The following is an 18,787-nucleotide window of genomic DNA, read 5'->3' on the forward strand; positions in this document are numbered from 1 at the left end:
CACCACCGTCGTGAAGGAGATCCATGCCGGAGATCACCCGGGAGCAGGTGGAGCACCTCGCCCGCCTGGCCCACATCCAGATGAGCGAGGAGGAGCTGGCCCAGATGCCGGGCGAGCTCGAGGAGATCCTCGCGGCCGTCGAGGACGTGCGCGCGGTGGCCACCGCGGACGTGGAGCCCACCTCCCACCCCATCGCCCTGCACAACGTGTTCCGCGAGGACGTGCCCACGGGCATGCTCACGCAGGAGCAGGCCCTGGACCAGGCGCCGGACGCCGAGGACGGCCAGTTCAAGGTCCCCGCGATCCTGGACGGAGAGTGATCACGAGCATGACCGAGACCTTCGATGTGAACGCCGAGGCGGGCGCCGACCAGCTGGTCCGCCTCACCGCCCTGCAGATGGCCGAGTGCCTGCGCGCCGGCACGACCACCTCCGTGGAGCTCGTCCAGGCGCACCTGGACCGCATCGCGGAGTTCGACGGCGACCCGCGCGCCGACGCAGCACAGGACCGCGGCGTGCGGGCGTACCTGCACGTCAACGCGGAGGAGGCGCTCGCCGTCGCCGCCGAGGTGGACGCGATCCGCGCCGCCGGGGGCGCCGAGGCCGAGGCCCTGCACCCGCTGGCCGGCGTGCCGGTGGCGATCAAGGACAACATCGTCACCGTCGGGCAGCCCACGACGGCGGCCTCCAGGATGCTCGACGGCTGGATGAGCCCGTACGACGCCACGGTCATCGAGCGGATCCGCGCCGCCCGCCTGCCGATCCTGGGCAAGACCAACATGGACGAGTTCGCGATGGGCGGCTCCACCGAGTACTCCGCGTTCGGCGTGACCCGCAACCCGTGGGACCTGGACCGGGTGCCCGGCGGCTCCGGTGGCGGCTCGGCCGCCGCGGTGGCCGCGTTCCTCGCCCCGTTCGCCCTGGGCTCGGACACGGGCGGCTCCATCCGCGAGCCCGCCGCGTTCACCGGCACCGTGGGCGTCAAGCCCACGTACGGCGCCGTGTCCCGCTTCGGCGTGATCGCGATGGCCTCCTCGCTGGACCAGGTGGGCCCCGCCGCGCGCACCGTGGCGGACGCCGCCGCGCTGCAGCAGGTGATCGCCGGCCATGACGAGCGCGACTCCACCTCGCTGCCCGAGGAGCCCGCCGACCTCGGCGCGGCCGCTGCCCGCGGGAACCTCTCCGGCCTGCGCATCGGCGTGATCGCCGACCTGCGCGAGGACGGCTACCACCCCGGTGTGAAGGCGGCCTTCGACGCCGACGTCGCCGCCCTGCGCGAGGCGGGCGCGGAGATCGTCGAGGTCTCCTGCCCGCACTTCCACGCGGCCCTGGGCGCGTACTACCTCATCATGCCCTCGGAGGTCTCCTCCAACCTGGCCCGCTTCGACGGCGTCCGCTACGGCAACCGCGTGGTCCCGGCCGGCGGCGGCACGATCGAGCAGGTCATGGGCGCCACCCGCGCCGCCGGCTTCGGCCCCGAGGTCAAGCGCCGCATCATCCTGGGCACCTACGCCCTCTCCGCGGGCTACTACGACGCCTACTACGGCTCCGCGCAGAAGGTCCGCACGCTCGTGCAGCAGGACTTCGCGGCCGCCTTCGAGCAGGTGGACGTGCTGCTGAGCCCCACCGCGCCGGGCACCGCCTTCGCGCTGGGGGAGCAGACGAAGGATCCGGTCACCATGTACCTCAACGACTACGCGACCATCCCGGCCAACCTGGCCGGGGTCCCGGGCATCTCGGTGCCCGGCGGCCTCGTGGACGGCCTGCCGTACGGCCTGCAGTTCACGGCCCCGGCGCGCGAGGACGCCCGCCTGTACGAGGTGGGCGCCGCCGTCGAGGCGCTGGTGACCCGCCGCGGCGGCTCGCCCGTGTGGGCGCAGGCCCCCGAGCTCGAGAAGGGCGCGCAGCGCCGCACCGGCGCCGAGCGCGCCACCACCACGGACGGAGGAGCCGCGTGAGCCACGCAGAGCAGACCATGGACGTCGCCGAGGCGATGGAGCGCTTCGACCCGGTGCTCGGGTTCGAGGTGCACGTGGAGCTGAACACCGCCACGAAGATCTTCTCCTCGGCCGCCAACGCGTTCGGCGACCAGCCGAACACCAACGTCACCCCGCTCGACCTCGGCCTGCCGGGCACGCTGCCCGTGCTGAACCGGCAGGCCGTGGAGTTCGCGATCCGCCTGGGCCTGGCCCTGAACGCGCAGATCGCCCCGACGTGCCGGTTCGCGCGGAAGAACTACTTCTACCCGGACACCCCGAAGAACTTCCAGACGTCCCAGTACGACGAGCCGATCGTGTTCGACGGCCACCTGGACGTGGAGCTCGAGGACGGCACCGTGTTCCGCGTGGAGATCGAGCGCGCCCACCTCGAGGACGACGCCGGCAAGCTCACCCACCAGGGCGGGTCCGGCCGCATCCAGGGCGCCTCGAGCTCCCTGGTGGACTACAACCGCGCGGGCGTGCCGCTCATCGAGATCGTGACCCGGCCCATCGTGGGCGCGGGGGAGCGGGCCCCGGAGATCGCGCGCGCCTACGTGGCCGCCATCCGGGACATCGTGAAGGCCATCGGCATCTCGGACGCCCGCATGGAGCACGGCAACGTGCGCTGCGACGCGAACGTCTCCCTCATGGAGAAGGGCGCCGAGGTCTTCGGCACGCGCACCGAGACCAAGAACGTGAGCTCCACGCGCGCCGTGCAGCACGCCGTCACCCACGAGATCCAGCGTCAGGCCGCCGTGCTCGCCGCGGGCGGGACCATCACGCAGGAGACGCGCCACTGGCACGAGGACACGCGCACGACGACGTCGGGCCGTCCCAAGTCCGACGCCGACGACTACCGCTACTTCCCCGAGCCGGACCTCGTGCCCGTCGTCGTGGACGAGGCGTGGATCGAGCGCGTGCGCGCCGAGCTGCCCGAGCTGCCGGCCGTGCGCAACAAGCGACTCAAGGCGGAGTGGGGCTACTCGGACGAGGAGTTCCGCGACGTCGTCAACGCCGGCGTGCTGGACGAGATCGTCGCCACGGTCGAGGCCGGGGCGTCCGCGCCGGCGGCCCGCAAGTGGTGGATGGGCGAGATCGCCCGCCTGGCCAACGTGCGCGAGGTGGCCGTGGCCGAGCTCGGCATCGCCCCCGCCCACGTGGTGGAGGTCGAGGAGCTCATCGCCGCGAAGACCATCAACGACAAGATCGCCAAGCAGGTGCTCGGCCTCGTCGCCGACGGCGAGGGCGCCCCGAAGGAGATCGTGGCGGCCAAGGGCCTGGCCGTGGTCTCCGACGACGGCGCGCTCACCGCCGCCGTGGACGCCGCGATCGCGGACCACCCGGACGTGGTGGCGAAGATCCAGGGCGGCAAGATGCAGGCGGTCGGCGCACTGATCGGGCCGGTCATGAAGGCCACCCGGGGCCAGGCCGACGCCGGCCGCGTGCGCGAGATCGTGCTCGAGCGCCTCGGGGTCGGCTGACCGGGGAGTCTCACCCCAGCGCGGTCACCGCCCGCGTCACACGCGGAAGCGTCTTGCGCAGCAGCGTGCGCCAGGAGCGGTCCGGGATGCCCACCAGTGCGTCCCGGGCCGCGGCGTCGTCGAGGGTCTCGAGGGCCATGACGCCGAGCCACACGCGGGCGCGCCGCGCCTCGGCCGCGTCCCGGGCCACGTCCTCGACGAGCTCCTCGCCGTGCCACAGGCCGAGGTAGGCGACGTTGAGTGCGGGGTCCCACGCGCACGCCAGGTCCCAGTCGAGGATCCCCGCCAGCCGCCACGTCGGCTCGGGGTGCACGGGCGTGCCCGGCTCGGGCAGCCACCGCAGGTTGTGCCCGGCCAGATCCCCGTGCACCAGGCACGGCGGCACGGGCGGCTCCGCGGTCCAGCGCGTCGCCGCGTCGGTCAGGCGCGCGACGACGCTGGGCCAGGCGGCCAGGGGAGTCGCGGCGCCCTGAACCCGATCCGGGCCGCTGTCCGCCTCCCGCGTCGGCGGCGCATCGCCCGGCCAGCCGCCGAGCCGCCCCGCGAGCCGCTCGGGCAGCGCGGCGACGGCGGCGACGCGCTCGGCCGTCCACGGCCCGCGGAAGGCGAAGGGCGCCCCGAGATGCGGGGCGATGCGGGGGTCGGCGACGTCGACGGCAGCGAGGGCGTCGACGATGCCGCGCAGCACAGCCGGGTCGCCCTCGTGCGGCGGGTGGGGGAAGCCGGGCAGGTGGGTCTGCAGGACGGCCGCGGTGCCGCCGGGGCCGGGGACGGGGACCGCGCCGCCGTCGTCACCCGCGCCTGAACGGACCGCCTCAGCACCCACCACCTCCGAGAGCGAGACCGGCAGCGGCCACGGCAGCCCCGCCGCCGCGAGGCCGTCCACGAGGGCCACCCGGCGCTCCAGCTGGGCGGCCGGATCGCGCTCCGGACTCCACACCGTGCCCGGTGCCGCGCCCGCCTCGTGGAGGCGTGCCATGCGCAGCACGCCCACGTCCTCGAGCACGAGCACCCGGTGGAACTGCCCGCCCTCCTCGACGCCGCCGGCGGACCAATCGGCCGCCCGGAGGCGGGCCGCCGTCGTCGGGTCCAGGCCGGGCCGCAGGCGCTCGAGCGCCGCGGCCACCAGCTCGAGCTCGGACGGGACGGGATCGCTGGCCATGCTCCCAGGGTAGGGGAGGGCGCCGTCCCTACACTGGCCCCCGTGACCACGCCCGCTCCCGGCGCCTCCGCGCCGACCCGCACCCCCGGCGCCTCCGCGACCGCCGCGCACCTGCCCGACCCGTCCGCCCGCACGGTGCGGTGGGAGATCGCGATCGTGCTGGGGCTCTCGCTCGGGCGCTCGGCGGTGTACGCGGTGGTGCAGCTGATCGACAAGGCCACCCGGGCCCCGCTCGGCGAGCAGACCACCGTCCTGAATCCCACCGTGAACGACCGCTGGATCTTCGACCTCGTCTACCAGCTCCTGGACATCGGCTTCGCCCTCGTGCCGGTCGCGCTCGTGCTCCACCTGATGTGGCTGCGGGGGCGGAACCCGTTCCGCACGCTCGGCCTGGATCTGCGCCGCCCGGGCCGCGACCTCGCGTGGGGCGTCGGCCTCTTCCTCGCCATGGGGCTCGGGACGCTCGCCGTCTACGCGGGCGGCCGCGCGGCCGGCATCACGACGGCGATCGTCGCCAACGCGATGGACCCGAGCTGGTACGCGGTGCCCGTGCTGCTGCTCTCCGCCGCGCGGCATGCGCTGCTCGAGGAGGTGATCGTCGTCGCCTGGATGGTGGACCGGCTGGGGTATCTCCAGCAGCTGCGCGCCGCCGGTCTCGCACGGCATCCTGCGCCGGCGCTGCCCTCGCCCGCGGCGACAGGCCTCTTCCTGCCCGTCCGCGTCTGGACCGTGGTGCTGGCCTTGGCGGTGCTGCGCGCGGGATACCACCTGTACCAGGGGGTCGGCCCGGGGATCGGCAACGCGCTCATGGGCGTGGTGTTCACGCTGTTCTTCGTGCGGCACCGGCGGGTCGTCCCGCTCGTGGTGGCGCACTTCCTGCTGGACGCCGTGGGCTTCGTGGCCTTTCCGCTGCTGGCGCAGGCGGGCTGGTTCGGGACTTGACCCGCGCGGCCCATCGGCCCCGGCCCGGCCCCGCACCCCACGTTCCGCGGTCACCTTCTGACGCATCCGGCTCGCGGAGGCGTCAGAAGGTGAGCCCGAAACGCTGCGTGGACCCCGAGGGGTCAGAGGGTGATCTCGCCCTTGGGGGTGGTGAAGGTGACCGAGGAGATGCCCGGGGTGCCGGACGGGGCCACGTAGGCGATGTCGACGTCGGCCACGGCGTCCTCCTCCGTGCCGCCCAGCCACTCGCGCAGGCGGTCCGGGGACCCGGCCATGGAGAGGTGGGCGATCGCGGCCTGCGGCTCGGCGGCCTGGGACGGGTGCATGTCCTCCTGGCCGTCGGCCCAGCGCACGATGAACGGCAGCTGCGGGTCGGCAAGGGTGCCCTTGACGCCGATCTGACGCCAGGACAGCTCCCGGCCGTCGGGGAAGCGGCGGATGCCGGGCACGGCCTCGCGCTCCAGGCGGCGCTCGAAGCGGCCGATGTCCGGGGTGGAGACGGCCCAGCTCATCCAGCCGCCGCCCTGCTCGGAGCGGGCGCGGACGAGCTGGCCGAAGGGGGCGCTGAGGGAGGCCGGGTGGTCCATGGCCTCCACGACCTCGAGCCACTGCCCGTTCCGCATGGGGAACAGGGCGTTGTGGGTGCCGAAGCGCGGGTGCACGCCGCCCTTGATGCGGTCGATGCCGAGGGTCTCGACGAGGCGCTCCACGGTGGCTTCGAGGCCCTCGGGCCCGGCGGCGTAGGAGACGTGGTCCATCCGGCAGGTGTTCACGGCGTTGTTCCTCTCCGAACCCCCGGGCGGGCCGGGCGTCGAACGCGATGGGAGGGCGGCGCCGTCGGCCCCTTGACCTCCGAGCCGCCCCTGTGATTCACAGCGTATCCATGTGTGACACGCCCGATGAAATCGGCCCCGCACCCGTGGCACACTGGCGGCACGGTCACGAGAGTCAGCGTCTTTGCCCCGGCATGCTGACCGGCAACCCTCCTTCCGCGGTGGGGTGCCCCGGGTGACGACCAGGCCGGCTCCCACACGGGCTGTCGGCAAGCGCGGGCCGTCCCCTCGGCCCCTCTCGACGACGCCGGGGCACCCCCGGCGCGAGGCGCCGGGTCGACCCGGCGCACCGACCGCCGGGAGGGACGCGGGTCCGGCCCCTGAGGAGCTCAGGAGAGTCCGCCATGACCGACCAGAACATCCCCGCCGAGACCACGCCCCTGACCCCGGCCGCCGCGTGGGGCTTCTCCACCGCACAGGTCCACGCCGGCGCCGCCCCCGGCCAGCACGCCTTCGGCGCGACGGCCCTGCCCATCTACCAGACGACCTCGTTCGACTTCCCCTCCGCCGAGGTGGCGGCGGACCGGTTCGCCCTCAAGGACCTGGACCCGCTCTACACCCGCATCGGCAACCCGACCCAGTCCCCGGTGGAGGAGAAGGTCGCCGCGCTCGAGGGCGGCGTGGGCGCGCTGCTGCTGGCCTCCGGCCAGGCGGCCACGACCTTCTCGATCCTCAACGTCGCCGGAGCCGGGGACCACGTCGTCGCCTCGGCGAGCCTCTACGGCGGCACGCAGAACCTCTTCAAGCACACTCTGGCCAAGGTGGGCGTGGAGACCACGTTCGTGACCGATCCCGACGACGTCGAGTCCTGGCGCGCCGCCGTGAAGCCGAACACCAAGGCCTTCTTCGGGGAGACCCTCGGCAACCCCCGGGGCGACGTGCTGGACGTTCGGGCGGTGGCCGACGTCGCGCACGAGGCGGGCGTGCCGCTGATCGTGGACAACACGCTGGCCACCCCGTACCTGCTGCGCCCGATCGAGCACGGCGCGGACATCGTCACCCACTCGGCCACGAAGTACCTCGGCGGGCACGCCGCCGCCATGGCCGGCGTGATCGTCGACGGCGGCACGTTCGACTTCGCGCAGCACCCCGAGCGCTTCCCCGGGTTCAACGAGCCGGACGAGTCCTACCACGGGCTCGTGTACGCGCGGGACCTGGGCGTCGGCTCCGCCCTGGGCGCCAACCTCGCGTTCATCCTCAAGGCGCGCGTGCAGCTGCTGCGCGACTACGGCTCCTCGATCTCCCCGTTCAACGCCTTCCTCGTCAATCTCGGCCTCGAGACCCTCTCCCTGCGCATGCAGCGCGCCGTGGCCAACGCGACGGCCGTGGCCGAGTGGCTCGAGGCGCGCGACGACGTGGACTCCGTGGTCTACGCCGGCCTGCCCTCCAGCCCGTGGCACGAGCGGGCGCAGCGGTACCTGCCGCGCGGCGCAGGCGCGTTCGTCTCCTTCGAGATCGCGGGCGGCGCCGAGGCGGGTGCGGCGTTCGTGGACGGGCTTGAGCTGCTGCACCACGTGGCCAACATCGGCGACGTCCGCTCGCTCGTGGTGCACCCGGCCTCCACCACCCACTCCCAGCTCACCGACGACGAGCAGCGCGCCGCCGGTGTGACGCCCGGGCTGGTGCGCCTCTCGCTGGGCGTGGAGGACGCCGAGGACATCCTCGCCGACCTGGAGCGCGGCTTCGCGGCGGCGGCCGGTGCGGGGGAGGGCACCCGATGACCGCGGTCGCGAGCCGCCCGTCCCTGACCGTCGACCTCCCCGAGGGCGCCCGCCACACCGTCTCGGTCGGGCCCCTGACCACCGAGACCGGCGGCTTCCTCCCGGACGTCACCCTCACCTACGAGACGTGGGGGACCCTGGACGCCGACGGCTCCAACGCGGTCCTCGTGCTGCACTCCCTCACGGGCGACTCGCACGTGGCCGCGCACGCCGCGGACCCGACGCCGGGCTGGTGGGACGCGCTCGTCGGCCCCGGCCGGGCGGTGGACACGGACCGCTGGTTCGTCGTCGCCCCCGCGATGGTGGGCGGCTGTCACGGTTCCACGGGCCCGTCCTCGCCCGACCCCGACGGCGTGCCGTGGGGCTCGCGCTTCCCATTCCTCACGCTGCGCGACGCGGTCGAGGCCGAGCGCCGCCTCGCCGACCACCTCGGGGTCGACGTGTGGCAGGCCGTGATCGGCGGGTCGATGGGCGGGGCCCGCGCCCTGGAGTGGGCGGTCTCCCACCCGGAGCGCGTGGCCGGCGTCGGGGTGCTCGCCTCGACGGCGCAGTCCTCGGCGGACCAGATCGCCTGGGGCCAGGCGCAGGCCGCGGCCATCCGGCTCGACCCGGCGCACCGCGAGGGCGACTACTACGGCGGACCCGGGCCCGAGACGGGCCTCGGGATCGCCCGGCGCATCGCCCACACCACCTACCGCACGGCCGAGGAGCTCGAGTACCGCTTCGGCCGCGAGCCCCAGGGCGCGGAGGACCCGTTCGGGGCCGCCGTCGGGAGGCGGCAAGGACGCTACGCGGTGGAGTCCTACCTGGACCACCAGGCCGCGAAGCTCGCCGCGCGGTTCGACGCGAACTCCTACCTCGTGCTCACCGAGGCGCTCATGAGCCACGACGTCGCCCGCGGGCGGGGGAGCCTGTCCGAGGCGCTGGGGCGCTTCCGCGGGCGGGCCTTCGTGGCCGCCGTCGACTCCGACCGGCTGTACCGGCCCGAGGAGTCGGCGCTGCTCGCGGAGCTGCTGCCCGGCGAGGTGCTCGTCCACACGATCGTCTCGCCGATCGGCCATGACGGGTTCCTCACCGAGTACGGGCAGGTCGCCGACGCCCTGAAGGAGACCCTCGCCCTCTGACCGCTCAGGAGGCCGGCTCGGCGGGCGGCGTGACCGGCAGCGACTCCGTGTGGTCCGAGCCGTGCGGCATCTCCACGCCGAACAGCGGCTCGGGCACGGGGCGCTTGGCGCTGACCCCGTCGCCGGAGGAGACGCCGCGGATGCGTCGGATCACCCACGGCGCGAGGTGGGCCCGCGCCCACTTGGCGTTGGACACGCGGGCCTGACGCCACGTCCGGGGCGCGGCCGGCTTGGGCTGGAGGGGCTCCAGATCGTGCTCGACGCCGAGGGTGTCCAGCACCATCGCCGCGATGGTGTGGTGCCCGGTGGGGGAGAAGTGCAGCCGGTCCTCCGCCCACATCTCGGGCCGCGAGAGCTGCTTGAGCGACCACATGTCCGGCACGAGCGCGTCGTGGCGCAGCGCCACGGTGCGCACGTTCTCGTTGTAGATCGCCACCTTCCCCCGGATGCGTCCCAGCACGGGGGTGTCACGGATGTCGGTCACGTTGAACAGGAGCACGGTGGCGCCCGTTCCCGCGAGCTTCCCGACGGCGGCGTCCAGGCGGCGGGCGATGTCGTCCGGGTCGGCGCCGCGCAGGACGTCGTTGCCGCCCGCGCAGATGCTGATGAGGTCCGGGGCCAGCTCGATGGCCGGGTCCACCTGGTCGGCGGCGATCTGGTCGATCAGCTTTCCGCGCACGGCGAGGTTCGCGTAGGCGAACGGCTCCGGCGCCTCGGCGTGGCGGGCCAGCTCCTCGGCCACGCGGTCGGCCCAGCCGCGGTGGTAGCCGGGCTGGTCCGGGTCCGGATCCCCGATGCCCTCCGTGAAGGAGTCTCCGAGGGCCACGTAGCGGCGCCAGGGGTGACCGGTGGGCTGATCGTGGACGGGCGGCACGATGGTGTTACTCACGGGTAGCAGTCTGCTCCAGGGGCCGACCCACGGTCAATCGCTAGGCTGAGCCGGTGACCGAGCCCTCCCACACCCCCTCCGCCCCGAGCCCCGAGCCCGTCGTCCGCTGGTCCCGCCCCGAGGGCGAGCGCACCGAGCACCTGCTGATCCTGCTCCACGGCTACGGCGCGAGCGAGCACGACCTCTTCGGCCTCGTGCCCCAGCTGCCGGAGCCGTTCACGGTGGCCGCCGTCCGCGCCCCGCTGACCCTCCAGCCCGGCATGCACGCGTGGTTCCCGCTCTCCCAGGACCCGGTGACGGGGGAGATCGGCTCCGACGACGCTCCGGCCGTCCGCCGCGCGACAGAGGACCTGCACGCGTGGGTGCAGACCGTGCGCGGCGACTTCCACACCGTCTCTCTGCTGGGCTTCTCGCAGGGCATGGCGCTGGCCACCGCTCTGCTGCGCCTGGACCCGGAGGCCTACGCGTGCACGGTCGCGCTCTCCGGCTTCGTGATCGACCCGGACCTCGCCGAGCCCGGCCTCGAGGGCCTCTTCGCCCGCGACGACGAGGTCGCCCGGCTCACGCCGAAGGTCTTCTGGGGCCGTGGCCAGGACGACCCGGTCATCTCCGAGGCCCGCATCGAGTCCACCCACGCGTGGCTCACAGCGCACACGGACCTCATGAAGATCGTCTACGCGGGCCTGCCCCACGCGATCAACCAGCAGGAGCTCGGCCACGTGCGCGAATACCTGCAGCACACGGTGCTGAAGGGTCGCTGAGGCTCAGGCCTCGGCGGACTCCGCCTCGATCACCACGGCCTCGCCGTTGAACTCGACGACGTCGCCGTCGTGCAGCTGCGCGCCGCGGCGGGTCTCGACCGCGCCGTTCACGGTGACCATCCCGTCCGCGACGACGTCCCGGGCCATCGCGCCGTCCTCCACGAGGGAGGCGAGCTTGAGGGCCTGGCCGAGGCGGATCATCGTGTCACGGATCGGCAGGGGCTGAGCGTCCTCGGGGACGTCGACGGCGGTGGCGTCGGTCCCCGTGGCGCGGGACTCGTCATGGCTGTGGGCATCGGTCATGACGTCCATTGTGGCCGGTAGGCTGGTCCGCATCGACCGGCCCGGCCGTCCGAGACCGCCCGCGCCGCGCGCAGGGTGAGCGCGAGGACCCGGCGGGCCGCCGTCGTCGTGAACCCCTCCCGCCCCCGATGTGCACGGAAGTGATGCCCCCATGGCTGCCAAGTCCCCGCTCGAGAACGTCATCAGCCTGGCCAAGCGCCGCGGCTTCGTGTTCCAGGCCGGTGAGATCTACGGCGGCTCGCGCTCCGCGTGGGACTACGGGCCCCTGGGCGTGGAGCTGAAGGAGAACATCAAGGCGGAGTGGTGGAAGACCTTCGTGCGCTCGCGCGAGGACATGGTGGGCCTGGACTCCTCCATCATCCTGCCGCGGCAGGTCTGGCAGGCCTCGGGCCACGTGGACACCTTCACGGACCCGCTCGTGGAGTGCCAGCAGTGCCACAGGCGCCACCGCCAGGACCACCTGGTCGAGGCGTTCGAGGCCAAGAAGGGCCGTGCCCCGGAAGGCATGCAGGACATCGTCTGCCCGGACTGCGGCACCAAGGGCATGTTCACCGAGCCGCAGATGTTCTCCGGCCTCATGAAGACCTTCCTCGGCCCCGTGGACAACGAGGAGGGGCTGCACTACATGCGCCCCGAGACCGCGCAGGGCATCTTCGTGAACTTCCTCAACGTGCTCGGCGCCTCGCGGAAGAAGCCGCCGTTCGGCATCGGCCAGATCGGCAAGGCGTTCCGCAACGAGATCACGCCCGGCAACTTCATCTTCCGCACGCGCGAGTTCGAGCAGATGGAGATCGAGTACTTCGTGCCGCCGGCTGACGCCCAGCGGCACTTCGACACGTGGGTCGAGGCCTGCTGGAACTGGTTCATCGGCCTCGGGATCGACCCGGAGAACCTGCGCCGCTTCGACGTGCCGGCGGAGGAGCGCGCCCACTACTCGGACGGCACCATCGACCTGGAGTACCAGTTCGGCTTCGGCGGCGGGGACGGCTGGGGCGAGCTCATGGGCGTGGCCAACCGCACCGACTACGATCTCTCGAGCCACACGACGGCCTCCGGCACCAAGCTGCAGTACTTCGACCAGGCCAACGGCGAGCACTACACGCCGTACGTGATCGAGCCCTCCTTCGGGCTGACCCGCTCCATGATGGCCTTCCTCGTGGACGCCTACGCCGAGGAGGAGGCGCCGAACGCGAAGGGCGGCACGGACGTGCGCACCGTGCTCCGCCTCGACTCGCGTCTGGCCCCGGTCAAGGCCGCCGTCCTCCCGCTGTCCAAGAAGGAGGAGCTGCAGCCGGCCACGCAGGCCCTCGCCGCCGAGCTGCGCCGCGAGTGGAACATCGAGACGGACGACTCCGGTGCCATCGGCCGCCGCTACCGCCGCCAGGACGAGATCGGCACCCCGTTCTGCATCACCGTGGACTTCGACACGCTCGAGGACCAGGCCGTCACCGTCCGCGAGCGGGACACCATGGCGCAGGAGCGCGTGGCCCTCTCCCAGGTGAAGGCCTACCTCGCCGAGCGCCTCACCAAGTGAGCGGGGAGCAGCACGTGAGCGACGCCGGTCGGGCCGCGGACCAGGCCGCCGCCCTCCCCGCGGGCGTGACCCTGCGCCCGTGGGCCGACGGCGACGACCTGGCCCTGCTCGAGGTGTGGGGCGACCCGGCCGACGTCCAGCAGCACCAGGACCGCGCGATGCTCGCCCCGGTCGCGGACACGCCGTGGCGGCGCACGCTCGTGGCCGAGGACGACGGCGTGCCGGTCGGCGCCGGGACCGTCTTCGCGCAGTCCCTGCACCCGCGCCGGCTGTGGCTCTACCTCGAGGTGGCCCCCACGGCCCGCCGCCGGGGGATCGGCTCGGCCCTGCTCGGGGCCCTGCGGGAAGCGGTGGAGCAGGCCCACGCGGCCGGCCAGGTGACGACGACGGCGCTCAAGACGCGCTTCGCCGTCGCCTCCCGCGTGCCCGTGGTGACGGGCCGCGAAGCGGACGCCGCGGCGGAGGCCGGCGAGCGCGATCCCGAGGTGACCGCTCAGGCCCCCGGCGAGGAGGCCGGGGGCGAGCACGCCGCGCAGGTGGCCGGCACCGAGGCGTTCCTGGTGGCCGCCGGCTGCACCCCCGTGCAGCGGTCTCGTCGCGTGGCGGTGGCGCCGGGCTCGATCGCCCTGCCGCCGCTGCGGGACGAGGATCACCCCGACGGTGCCGTGCTGGAGGAGATCTCCACCGGCTCGGTGGAGCTGACCCGCGCGGTGGCCGCGTTCTACGACGCGGTCCACGGCTGGGACCCCTCCGAGATGTCCGTGGGAACCGCCCAGCAGCTGATCCTGGGCCCGGAGACGGGGGCGGCGGGCGCCGTCGTGCTCCGGGACGCGCCTCGCAGTGAGGGCGGCGCGATCCGCGCCTTCGCCGTGTCCTACACGGCCGAGCGCCAGGAGGCCCCCGCGGACGTGTTCCTCGGCTGGGACCCGGGGCTGCCGCTCGAGGAGGCGCAGGTGGCGGCCGGGCAGCTGCTGGCCATGCTGGTGGCGCAGCATCCCGTGCAGGTCGAGGTGGACGCGGCCATGACGGCGCTCGAGCCGATCCTCGACGGGCTGATCGGGGCCAAGGCCGCGCTCACCCTCGTGGACACGCGCATCTGGGCGACGGACCCGGCATGAGCGGCGCGCAGCGGACCGGGGAGGACCCCGGCCGGGTCCGGGCGCTGCGCACCATCGTGCTGACGGTGGCGCTGCTGAACCTGGCGTACATGGTGGTGGAGATCGCGGTGGCGCTGTCCATCCGCTCCGTGGCCTTGGTGGCCGACTCGGTGGACTTCTTCGAGGACTTCGCCGTCAACCTGCTGATCTTCGTGGCCCTGGGCTGGTCCCTGGCCCGGCGGGCGAGGGTCGGCAAGGTCATAGCCGGGATCATCGTGCTCCCGGCGATCGCCGCGATCATCATGGCCGTGGTGAAGATCGGCGACCCCGAGCCGCCCGCGGCCGGCGCGCTGCTGTGGACCGCCGTCGGCGCGATCCTCGTGAACCTCGTGTGCGTCGGGCTGCTGGCCCGCTACCGGAGTGACGGCGGCTCCCTCACCACGGCCGCGTTCCTCGCGGCCCGCAACGACCTGATCGCCGGCGTCGTGCTGATCGCCCTGGCCGGGGCCACCGCGCTGACGGCCTCGGGCTGGGCGGACATCATCGTGGGCCTGCTGCTCGTGGTGCTCAACGGCTCCGCCGCCCAGGAGGTCTGGGAGGCCGCCACGGAGGAGGAGCTCGCGGCGAAGGCGCTGGCCGGCGAGGTCGACGACGACTGACGCCCCGGCCTCGTGCGATCGCCGCCCGGGACGGCCCGGCGCTGTCCGGTCCGGCGCTCAGGCTCGGCTCGGCGGGGCAGAATGGAGCCATGAGCGATCCCGCCCCCGCCCTCCCCGCCGCCGCACCGGTCCGGCAGCGCCGCCGCTCCTCGAAGGCCCTGGCCCTGGGCGGCACCCTGATGCTCGCCGCCGCGATGACCGGCTGCAGCTCCCCGGCGGACACGGGGGTCAACGAGGTCGACGGCGACTACGCGCAGGTCTGCCGCGACGAGGCCACGCAGGAGCGCGTCCCGGACGAGCGGTGCGAGGAGGGCCAGCGCAGCGGCGGGGGTGGCGGCTTCGGCTGGTTCTTCATCCCGCTGATCGGCGGGCGCACCGTCCCGGCGGTCGGCGCCCCGGTGCGCGCCGGCACGGCCGTGCGGCCCACGAGCGGCGTGGGCACCCGCGTGCCCGCCGCTGGCGGCGAGTTCGCCAAGGCCGGCACCGTCTCCAAGGGCGGGTTCGGCACCAAGGGCGGCGGCGCCGGCTCCTGAGCCGGCCCGCCGCGCACCGCCCCCGCGACGACGACGGCGGCCCCGCGCGTCGTCCCCGCACCCCCGCTTCCCCTCACCCCCAGCCCCACCCCAGGAGCCGACCCCATGGAACGCCGCACCGTCACGCCCCGTCCCGGCTGGGAGCAGGCCGTCGCCTCCCAGGGCCTCGTGTTCTCCGCCTCCGAGCACCCGGACGGCACCGTCACCCAGTACTGGAACGAGTCCGCGTGCTACGCGCTCACCCTCGCCGAGGTGGACCACCTCGAGAGGGCCTCGGAGGAGCTGCACCGCATGTCCCTCGAGGCGGCCCGGTTCCTCGCGGGCCAGCAGTCCGTGCCCGGCTCGCCGTGGCGCGCCCTGGGGCTGCCCCGGCATGCGGTGCAGCTCGCCGTCGAGTCCCTGGACCGCGGCGACCCCGCCCTCTACGGACGCTTCGACCTGGTGTACGCCGGCCCGGACGAGCCCACCAAGCTGCTCGAGTACAACGCGGACACGCCCACCGGACTGGTGGAGGCCGCCGTCGTGCAGTGGTACTGGAAGCAGGACGTCCTCGGGGACGGCGTGGACCAGTGGAACGGGATCTTCGAGGCGCTCACGGACCGGTGGCGGCAGATCTTCTCCGCGGACCTGGCCGCCGGCCGCCCGCCGCGGGTGCACTTCGCCCACACCGAGCTGGACGAGACGGGCGAGGACGCCATGACCGTGGCCGTGCTGCGCGACGCCGCGGAGCACGCCGGGGTGAGGTGCGAGTCCCTGCTGATGAGCCAGATCGGCTTCGACACGGAGCAGCTGCGGTTCGTCGGCGCGGACCTGCGGTACCTGACGAACCTCTTCGCGCTGTACCCGTGGGAGGACCTGGTCACCGAGCGCTTCGGCCCGCGCATCCCGCTGGACGATCACCTGCGCTGGACCGAGCCGGCCTGGAAGATGTTCCTCTCCACGAAGGCCCTGCCGGCCGCGCTGTGGCACCTCTACCCGGGCCATGAGCTGCTGCTGCCCACGTTCCTCAACGACCGCGGCGATCTGCGCGAGTGGGTCCGCAAGCCCCTGCACGGGCGCGAGGGCGCGGACATCGAGATCCGCTCGCGGGACGGGGACGTGGCCCCCGTCGCCGGCCGCTGGGGCCCGGAGGGGCACGTCTACCAGCAGTACCACCGCCTGCCGGACTTCCCCGGGCCCGACGGCGCCCCCAACCGGCCTGTGCTCGGCACCTGGATGGTGGGGGACGAGTGCTTCGGCGTCGGGATCCGCGAGTCGGACGGACCCGTCACGGACGCCCTGTGCCGGTTCGTGCCGAACATCATCGTCTGACCCTCCCGCGCCCCGCCCGCGCCCCGACCCGACCCGAGGACCGCCCGCATGCTCAGCACCCACCAGTCCGTGTCCGTGTCCACCTCCTCGGTGGCGCCGGTGTACTCCGCCGTCGTCACGGTGCCGCTCGTCGTGGCCCTGGTGGGCTCGGGGGCGCCCCTGGCCTATCTGCTGGCCCTCGTGCCGATCGTGCTGGTGTGGGCGGGGATGTCCGAGAACGACGAGCGCGCCCCGGACAAGGGCTCCATCTACGCGTGGGCGGTCACCGCGCACCCCGTGATGGCGTGGGCGGCCGGGTACTGCCTCGCGCTGACCGGCGTCGTCGCGACGTCGGGGCTCGCCTTCGTGGCCCTCGACGCCTGGCTGCCGCAGCTGCCGGCGTGGGCCAAGGCGGCCGTGGGGGCGGCGCTGATCGGGCTGGCGACGTGGGTGAGCGCCACCAGCGTGAAGATCACCGCGGCCGTGCAGACGGCGGGCGTGGCCGTCCAGGTGGCGGCCACGGCGTACCTGGCGTGGGTGCTGGCGCAGGTGGGCCTGACCGCCGCCCCGCCCGTGGGCACGGTGCAGGACTGGGTGCACGCCGTGCTGCTGGCCGTGTTCGCCTTCTGGGGCTTCGACGCCGTGTACGCCCTCTCCGAGGAGTCGCACCGGGGCGTGCCACGCCGGGCCGCGGCCGTGTCCCTCGGGCTGCTCGGGGCGATCTTCTTGGTGTTCTCCGCGCTCGGCGCCTCCGAGGACCTCCGCGCCGTGGCCGCGCTGACGCACCCGCTGGTGGTGGCCGGCGTCGTGGTGTCCTGCGTGATGGCGATCGGCTCCACCCTGATCCCCACCGCCCGCGGCGTCTCGGCGATGGCGGAGCGCGGGCACCTGCCGGCGCGCCTGGCGCCGCTGCATGCGGCGGAGATCGCGGCCGCAGTGCTGGCCGTGGCGTGGCTGGCCCTGTCCCTCGTGGTGCCGGGGGTCTTCTGGGACTCGATCGAGATGCTGTCCATCTTCGTGGGCGCCTACTTCACGGTGTCCTCCGTGACCGCGGCCCTGCACGACCACGGCGGGCTGCGCATCCTGCACGCCGCCACCGCGCTGCTGATGGGCGCCATCACGGCGGCGAGCCTCGTGTGGATGTTCGCGCCGGACTACGGGACCACGCGCGTGGGGCCGGTGGGCGGCGTCGGGGTGATGGCCGTGGGCTTCGCGGTGCTCGGCGTGGCGCTGGCCGTGCTCAGCGTGCGGCGGGCGTCCCCGCGCCGGGACGGGGCCGCGCCGGCCGGTCGGTGAGCAGGGTGCAGGCCAGCCCGGGGATCTCGTCGCCGAGCGCGTAGGCCGTCGGCACCACGACGGCGCAGCCCAGCCCCGCCAGCGCCAGGCCGGCGGTGCCCACGAGCACCACCCGGCGGCTGCCGGCCCGGCGCAGGACGGGAGCCGCCAGCGAGCCGGTGGCCGCCGCGCCGAGGGCCAGGGCGATCACCAGCAGCCCGAACGCCCCCGCATCGAGCCCGAACGCGGCCTTGGCCTGCGGGTAGTGCGGGACCAGCGCGCCAAGCAGGGCGCCGTTCGTGGCGAAGGCGAGGGTCGCCGCCCAGCGGGCGCGGCCGACGTCGTGCGAGGCCGGGCGGGGGGAGCCGACGGGCGAGGGCATCTCCTCAGCCTGTCACGGGGCGGAGGGGGCCGTGCTCAGGCGTCCCAGCCGAGCAGCCGCCACACCTCGGCCCAGCCCGCGAAGAGCGTGGCGTTGTACTCGGCGCCGAGCTGGTTCGGGTTGGCGAAGAGCACCCAGTCGGCGGCCTGCACGGCGGTGTCCGCGGCGAGCTTCTCCGCGACCTCCTCCGCGCTGCCCGCGTAGGTGGGACCGGAGCGGGCGGCGGCGCCGTCGAGCTGCCCGGCGGACTCCCGGGAGCGGCGCTCGCGGCCGAAGTACAGCTCGTCCTGGCGATCCTGGATGACGAACGCCGAGCGGGTCACCGCGGTGCGACCCGTCCCCGGCACCCCCGCCGCGGCGCGGGCCTCGAAGTAGCGGGCGATCTGGTCGGCCTGCTGCACGTGGAAGGGGCGGCCGTCGTCCTGCAGCAGCAGGGTGGAGGAGAGCATGTGGTAGCCGTCCTGCGCGGCGCGCACGGCCGAGGACGTGGAGCCGCACCCCCACCAGATCCGGTCCGCCAGGCCCGGGGACTGCGGCTCCACCGGCATCCGCTGGGAGGTGTAGGACCAGCCGGAGGTCGGGTCCGGCGTCGCCAGGCGGGCGCCGCGGACGGCTTCCAGGAACCGGCGGCCGCGCTCCTGGGCCAGGTCCGCCCAGCTCTGCCCGTCCTCGGGCGTGTACCCGAACTGGGCCTGCCCGTCGAGGGCGGCCTCGGGGGAGCCGCGCGAGATCCCCAGCTCGAGCCGGCCGCCGGAGAGCAGGTCCGTGGTGGCGGCGGCCTCGGCCAGGTGGAGGGGATTCTCGTAGCGCATCTCGGAGTTGA

The 18,787-nt window shown here is 74.1% G+C and carries 19 protein-coding genes and 1 riboswitch; of the genes, 13 read left to right on the plus strand and 6 right to left on the minus strand.

Annotation, left to right across the window (positions count from 1 at the left end; translation table 11 throughout):
* Positions 1-23 precede the first annotated feature (23 nt).
* The 3 genes from gatC to gatB are packed head-to-tail and all read left to right on the plus strand — an operon-like array spanning position 24 to position 3,459.
* Positions 24-320, plus strand: coding sequence for an Asp-tRNA(Asn)/Glu-tRNA(Gln) amidotransferase subunit GatC (gene gatC, locus NJC10_RS03440; RefSeq protein ID WP_248118153.1), 297 nt, complete (start codon positions 24-26; stop codon positions 318-320).
* Between the two features lie 8 nt (positions 321-328).
* Positions 329-1,957: an Asp-tRNA(Asn)/Glu-tRNA(Gln) amidotransferase subunit GatA gene (gatA, locus tag NJC10_RS03445; RefSeq protein WP_319074598.1), complete on the plus strand. Its 1,629-nt coding sequence runs from the start codon at positions 329-331 to the stop codon at positions 1,955-1,957.
* Positions 1,954-3,459: an Asp-tRNA(Asn)/Glu-tRNA(Gln) amidotransferase subunit GatB gene (gene gatB, locus NJC10_RS03450; protein ID WP_319074600.1), complete on the plus strand. Its 1,506-nt coding sequence runs from the start codon at positions 1,954-1,956 to the stop codon at positions 3,457-3,459. The genes gatA and gatB overlap by 4 nt, the downstream gene beginning before the upstream one ends.
* Positions 3,460-3,469: 10 nt before the next feature.
* Here the strand turns inward: gatB and NJC10_RS03455 are convergent, their stop codons facing one another.
* On the minus strand, positions 3,470-4,621 hold the full coding sequence (locus tag NJC10_RS03455) for a phosphotransferase (RefSeq protein ID WP_298985768.1): 1,152 nt from the start codon (positions 4,619-4,621) through the stop codon (positions 3,470-3,472).
* 42 nt (positions 4,622-4,663) lie between these two features.
* On the opposite strand from NJC10_RS03455, the gene NJC10_RS03460 reads away from it, so the two are divergent.
* A complete protein-coding gene (locus NJC10_RS03460) occupies positions 4,664-5,563 on the plus strand; it encodes a CPBP family intramembrane glutamic endopeptidase (protein ID WP_413466378.1) in 900 nt (299 codons plus the stop codon).
* A 122-nt stretch (positions 5,564-5,685) separates the two neighbouring features.
* On the opposite strand, the gene NJC10_RS03465 is transcribed toward NJC10_RS03460, so the two are convergent.
* On the minus strand, positions 5,686-6,336 hold the full coding sequence (locus tag NJC10_RS03465; RefSeq protein ID WP_298985770.1) for a VOC family protein: 651 nt from the start codon (positions 6,334-6,336) through the stop codon (positions 5,686-5,688).
* A 164-nt stretch (positions 6,337-6,500) separates the two neighbouring features.
* Positions 6,501-6,618: riboswitch (SAM riboswitch) on the plus strand.
* Between the two features lie 122 nt (positions 6,619-6,740).
* Here NJC10_RS03465 and NJC10_RS03470 point away from each other — a divergent pair.
* Positions 6,741-8,117, plus strand: a complete 1,377-nt coding sequence (locus NJC10_RS03470) for a bifunctional o-acetylhomoserine/o-acetylserine sulfhydrylase (protein WP_319074601.1) — start codon at positions 6,741-6,743, stop codon at positions 8,115-8,117.
* Positions 8,114-9,241: a homoserine O-acetyltransferase MetX gene (gene metX / locus NJC10_RS03475; protein WP_319074603.1), complete on the plus strand. Its 1,128-nt coding sequence runs from the start codon at positions 8,114-8,116 to the stop codon at positions 9,239-9,241. The genes NJC10_RS03470 and metX overlap by 4 nt, the downstream gene beginning before the upstream one ends.
* A 4-nt stretch (positions 9,242-9,245) precedes the next feature.
* Here the strand turns inward: metX and NJC10_RS03480 are convergent, their stop codons facing one another.
* Positions 9,246-10,139, minus strand: coding sequence for an SGNH/GDSL hydrolase family protein (locus NJC10_RS03480; protein ID WP_413466385.1), 894 nt, complete (start codon positions 10,137-10,139; stop codon positions 9,246-9,248).
* Between the two features lie 44 nt (positions 10,140-10,183).
* Between NJC10_RS03480 and NJC10_RS03485 the strand changes: the two genes are divergently transcribed.
* Positions 10,184-10,891 carry a phospholipase gene (locus tag NJC10_RS03485; protein ID WP_319074607.1) on the plus strand — a complete coding sequence of 236 codons (708 nt, stop codon included), beginning with the start codon at positions 10,184-10,186 and terminating at the stop codon, positions 10,889-10,891.
* 3 nt (positions 10,892-10,894) lie between these two features.
* Here the strand turns inward: NJC10_RS03485 and NJC10_RS03490 are convergent, their stop codons facing one another.
* Positions 10,895-11,194 carry an RNA-binding S4 domain-containing protein gene (locus NJC10_RS03490; RefSeq protein WP_298985778.1) on the minus strand — a complete coding sequence of 100 codons (300 nt, stop codon included), beginning with the start codon at positions 11,192-11,194 and terminating at the stop codon, positions 10,895-10,897.
* 151 nt (positions 11,195-11,345) lie between these two features.
* Here NJC10_RS03490 and NJC10_RS03495 point away from each other — a divergent pair, with 151 nt between their 5' ends.
* From NJC10_RS03495 to NJC10_RS03520, 6 genes are all read left to right on the plus strand, one after another.
* Positions 11,346-12,728: a glycine--tRNA ligase gene (locus NJC10_RS03495; protein ID WP_319074609.1), complete on the plus strand. Its 1,383-nt coding sequence runs from the start codon at positions 11,346-11,348 to the stop codon at positions 12,726-12,728.
* Between the two features lie 14 nt (positions 12,729-12,742).
* The gene (locus NJC10_RS03500; RefSeq protein ID WP_319074610.1) at positions 12,743-13,846 is read left to right on the plus strand and encodes a GNAT family N-acetyltransferase; all 1,104 of its coding nucleotides are present in this window, start codon (positions 12,743-12,745) and stop codon (positions 13,844-13,846) included.
* Positions 13,843-14,484 (plus strand): cation transporter, encoded by a 642-nt coding sequence (locus NJC10_RS03505; protein ID WP_319074611.1) that lies wholly within the window; start codon positions 13,843-13,845, stop codon positions 14,482-14,484. Before NJC10_RS03500 ends, NJC10_RS03505 begins: the two co-directional genes overlap by 4 nt.
* Before the next feature lie 89 nt (positions 14,485-14,573).
* Positions 14,574-15,017, plus strand: a complete 444-nt coding sequence (locus NJC10_RS03510; protein ID WP_319074612.1) for a tRNA-dihydrouridine synthase — start codon at positions 14,574-14,576, stop codon at positions 15,015-15,017.
* Between the two features lie 105 nt (positions 15,018-15,122).
* Positions 15,123-16,328, plus strand: a complete 1,206-nt coding sequence (locus NJC10_RS03515; RefSeq protein WP_319074613.1) for a glutathionylspermidine synthase family protein — start codon at positions 15,123-15,125, stop codon at positions 16,326-16,328.
* A gap of 48 nt (positions 16,329-16,376) precedes the next feature.
* Complete coding sequence (locus NJC10_RS03520; protein WP_319074615.1) at positions 16,377-17,603, plus strand: hypothetical protein; 1,227 nt, start codon at positions 16,377-16,379, stop codon at positions 17,601-17,603.
* Here the strand turns inward: NJC10_RS03520 and NJC10_RS03525 are convergent.
* Together NJC10_RS03525 and NJC10_RS03530 are read right to left on the minus strand one after the other, a co-directional pair.
* Positions 17,548-17,964: a hypothetical protein gene (locus NJC10_RS03525; RefSeq protein ID WP_319074617.1), complete on the minus strand. Its 417-nt coding sequence runs from the start codon at positions 17,962-17,964 to the stop codon at positions 17,548-17,550. The genes NJC10_RS03520 and NJC10_RS03525 overlap by 56 nt on opposite strands.
* Positions 17,965-17,999: 35 nt before the next feature.
* Positions 18,000-18,776, minus strand: coding sequence for an LLM class flavin-dependent oxidoreductase (locus NJC10_RS03530; RefSeq protein ID WP_319074619.1), 777 nt, complete (start codon positions 18,774-18,776; stop codon positions 18,000-18,002).
* Between the last annotated feature and the right edge of the window lie 11 nt (positions 18,777-18,787).

It is taken from the genome of Micrococcus sp. M4NT (assembly GCF_033790745.1).
GTDB lineage: Bacteria > Actinomycetota > Actinomycetes > Actinomycetales > Micrococcaceae > Micrococcus.

What these genes read in the sequence shown, in the direction of transcription:
- NJC10_RS03495 (WP_319074609.1), top strand. Translation starts at nt 11,346, where the DNA reads ATGGCTGCCAAGTCCCCGCTCGAGAACGTCATCAGCCTGGCCAAGCGC.
- gatC (WP_248118153.1), top strand. Translation starts at nt 24, where the DNA reads ATGCCGGAGATCACCCGGGAGCAGGTGGAGCACCTCGCCCGCCTGGCC.
- NJC10_RS03490 (WP_298985778.1), bottom strand. Translation starts at nt 11,194, where the DNA reads ATGACCGATGCCCACAGCCATGACGAGTCCCGCGCCACGGGGACCGAC.
- NJC10_RS03470 (WP_319074601.1), top strand. Translation starts at nt 6,741, where the DNA reads ATGACCGACCAGAACATCCCCGCCGAGACCACGCCCCTGACCCCGGCC.
- NJC10_RS03530 (WP_319074619.1), bottom strand. Translation starts at nt 18,776, where the DNA reads ATGCGCTACGAGAATCCCCTCCACCTGGCCGAGGCCGCCGCCACCACG.
- NJC10_RS03520 (WP_319074615.1), top strand. Translation starts at nt 16,377, where the DNA reads ATGCTCAGCACCCACCAGTCCGTGTCCGTGTCCACCTCCTCGGTGGCG.
- gatA (WP_319074598.1), top strand. Translation starts at nt 329, where the DNA reads ATGACCGAGACCTTCGATGTGAACGCCGAGGCGGGCGCCGACCAGCTG.
- NJC10_RS03510 (WP_319074612.1), top strand. Translation starts at nt 14,574, where the DNA reads ATGAGCGATCCCGCCCCCGCCCTCCCCGCCGCCGCACCGGTCCGGCAG.
- metX (WP_319074603.1), top strand. Translation starts at nt 8,114, where the DNA reads ATGACCGCGGTCGCGAGCCGCCCGTCCCTGACCGTCGACCTCCCCGAG.
- NJC10_RS03515 (WP_319074613.1), top strand. Translation starts at nt 15,123, where the DNA reads ATGGAACGCCGCACCGTCACGCCCCGTCCCGGCTGGGAGCAGGCCGTC.
- NJC10_RS03505 (WP_319074611.1), top strand. Translation starts at nt 13,843, where the DNA reads ATGAGCGGCGCGCAGCGGACCGGGGAGGACCCCGGCCGGGTCCGGGCG.
- NJC10_RS03455 (WP_298985768.1), bottom strand. Translation starts at nt 4,621, where the DNA reads ATGGCCAGCGATCCCGTCCCGTCCGAGCTCGAGCTGGTGGCCGCGGCG.
- NJC10_RS03525 (WP_319074617.1), bottom strand. Translation starts at nt 17,964, where the DNA reads ATGCCCTCGCCCGTCGGCTCCCCCCGCCCGGCCTCGCACGACGTCGGC.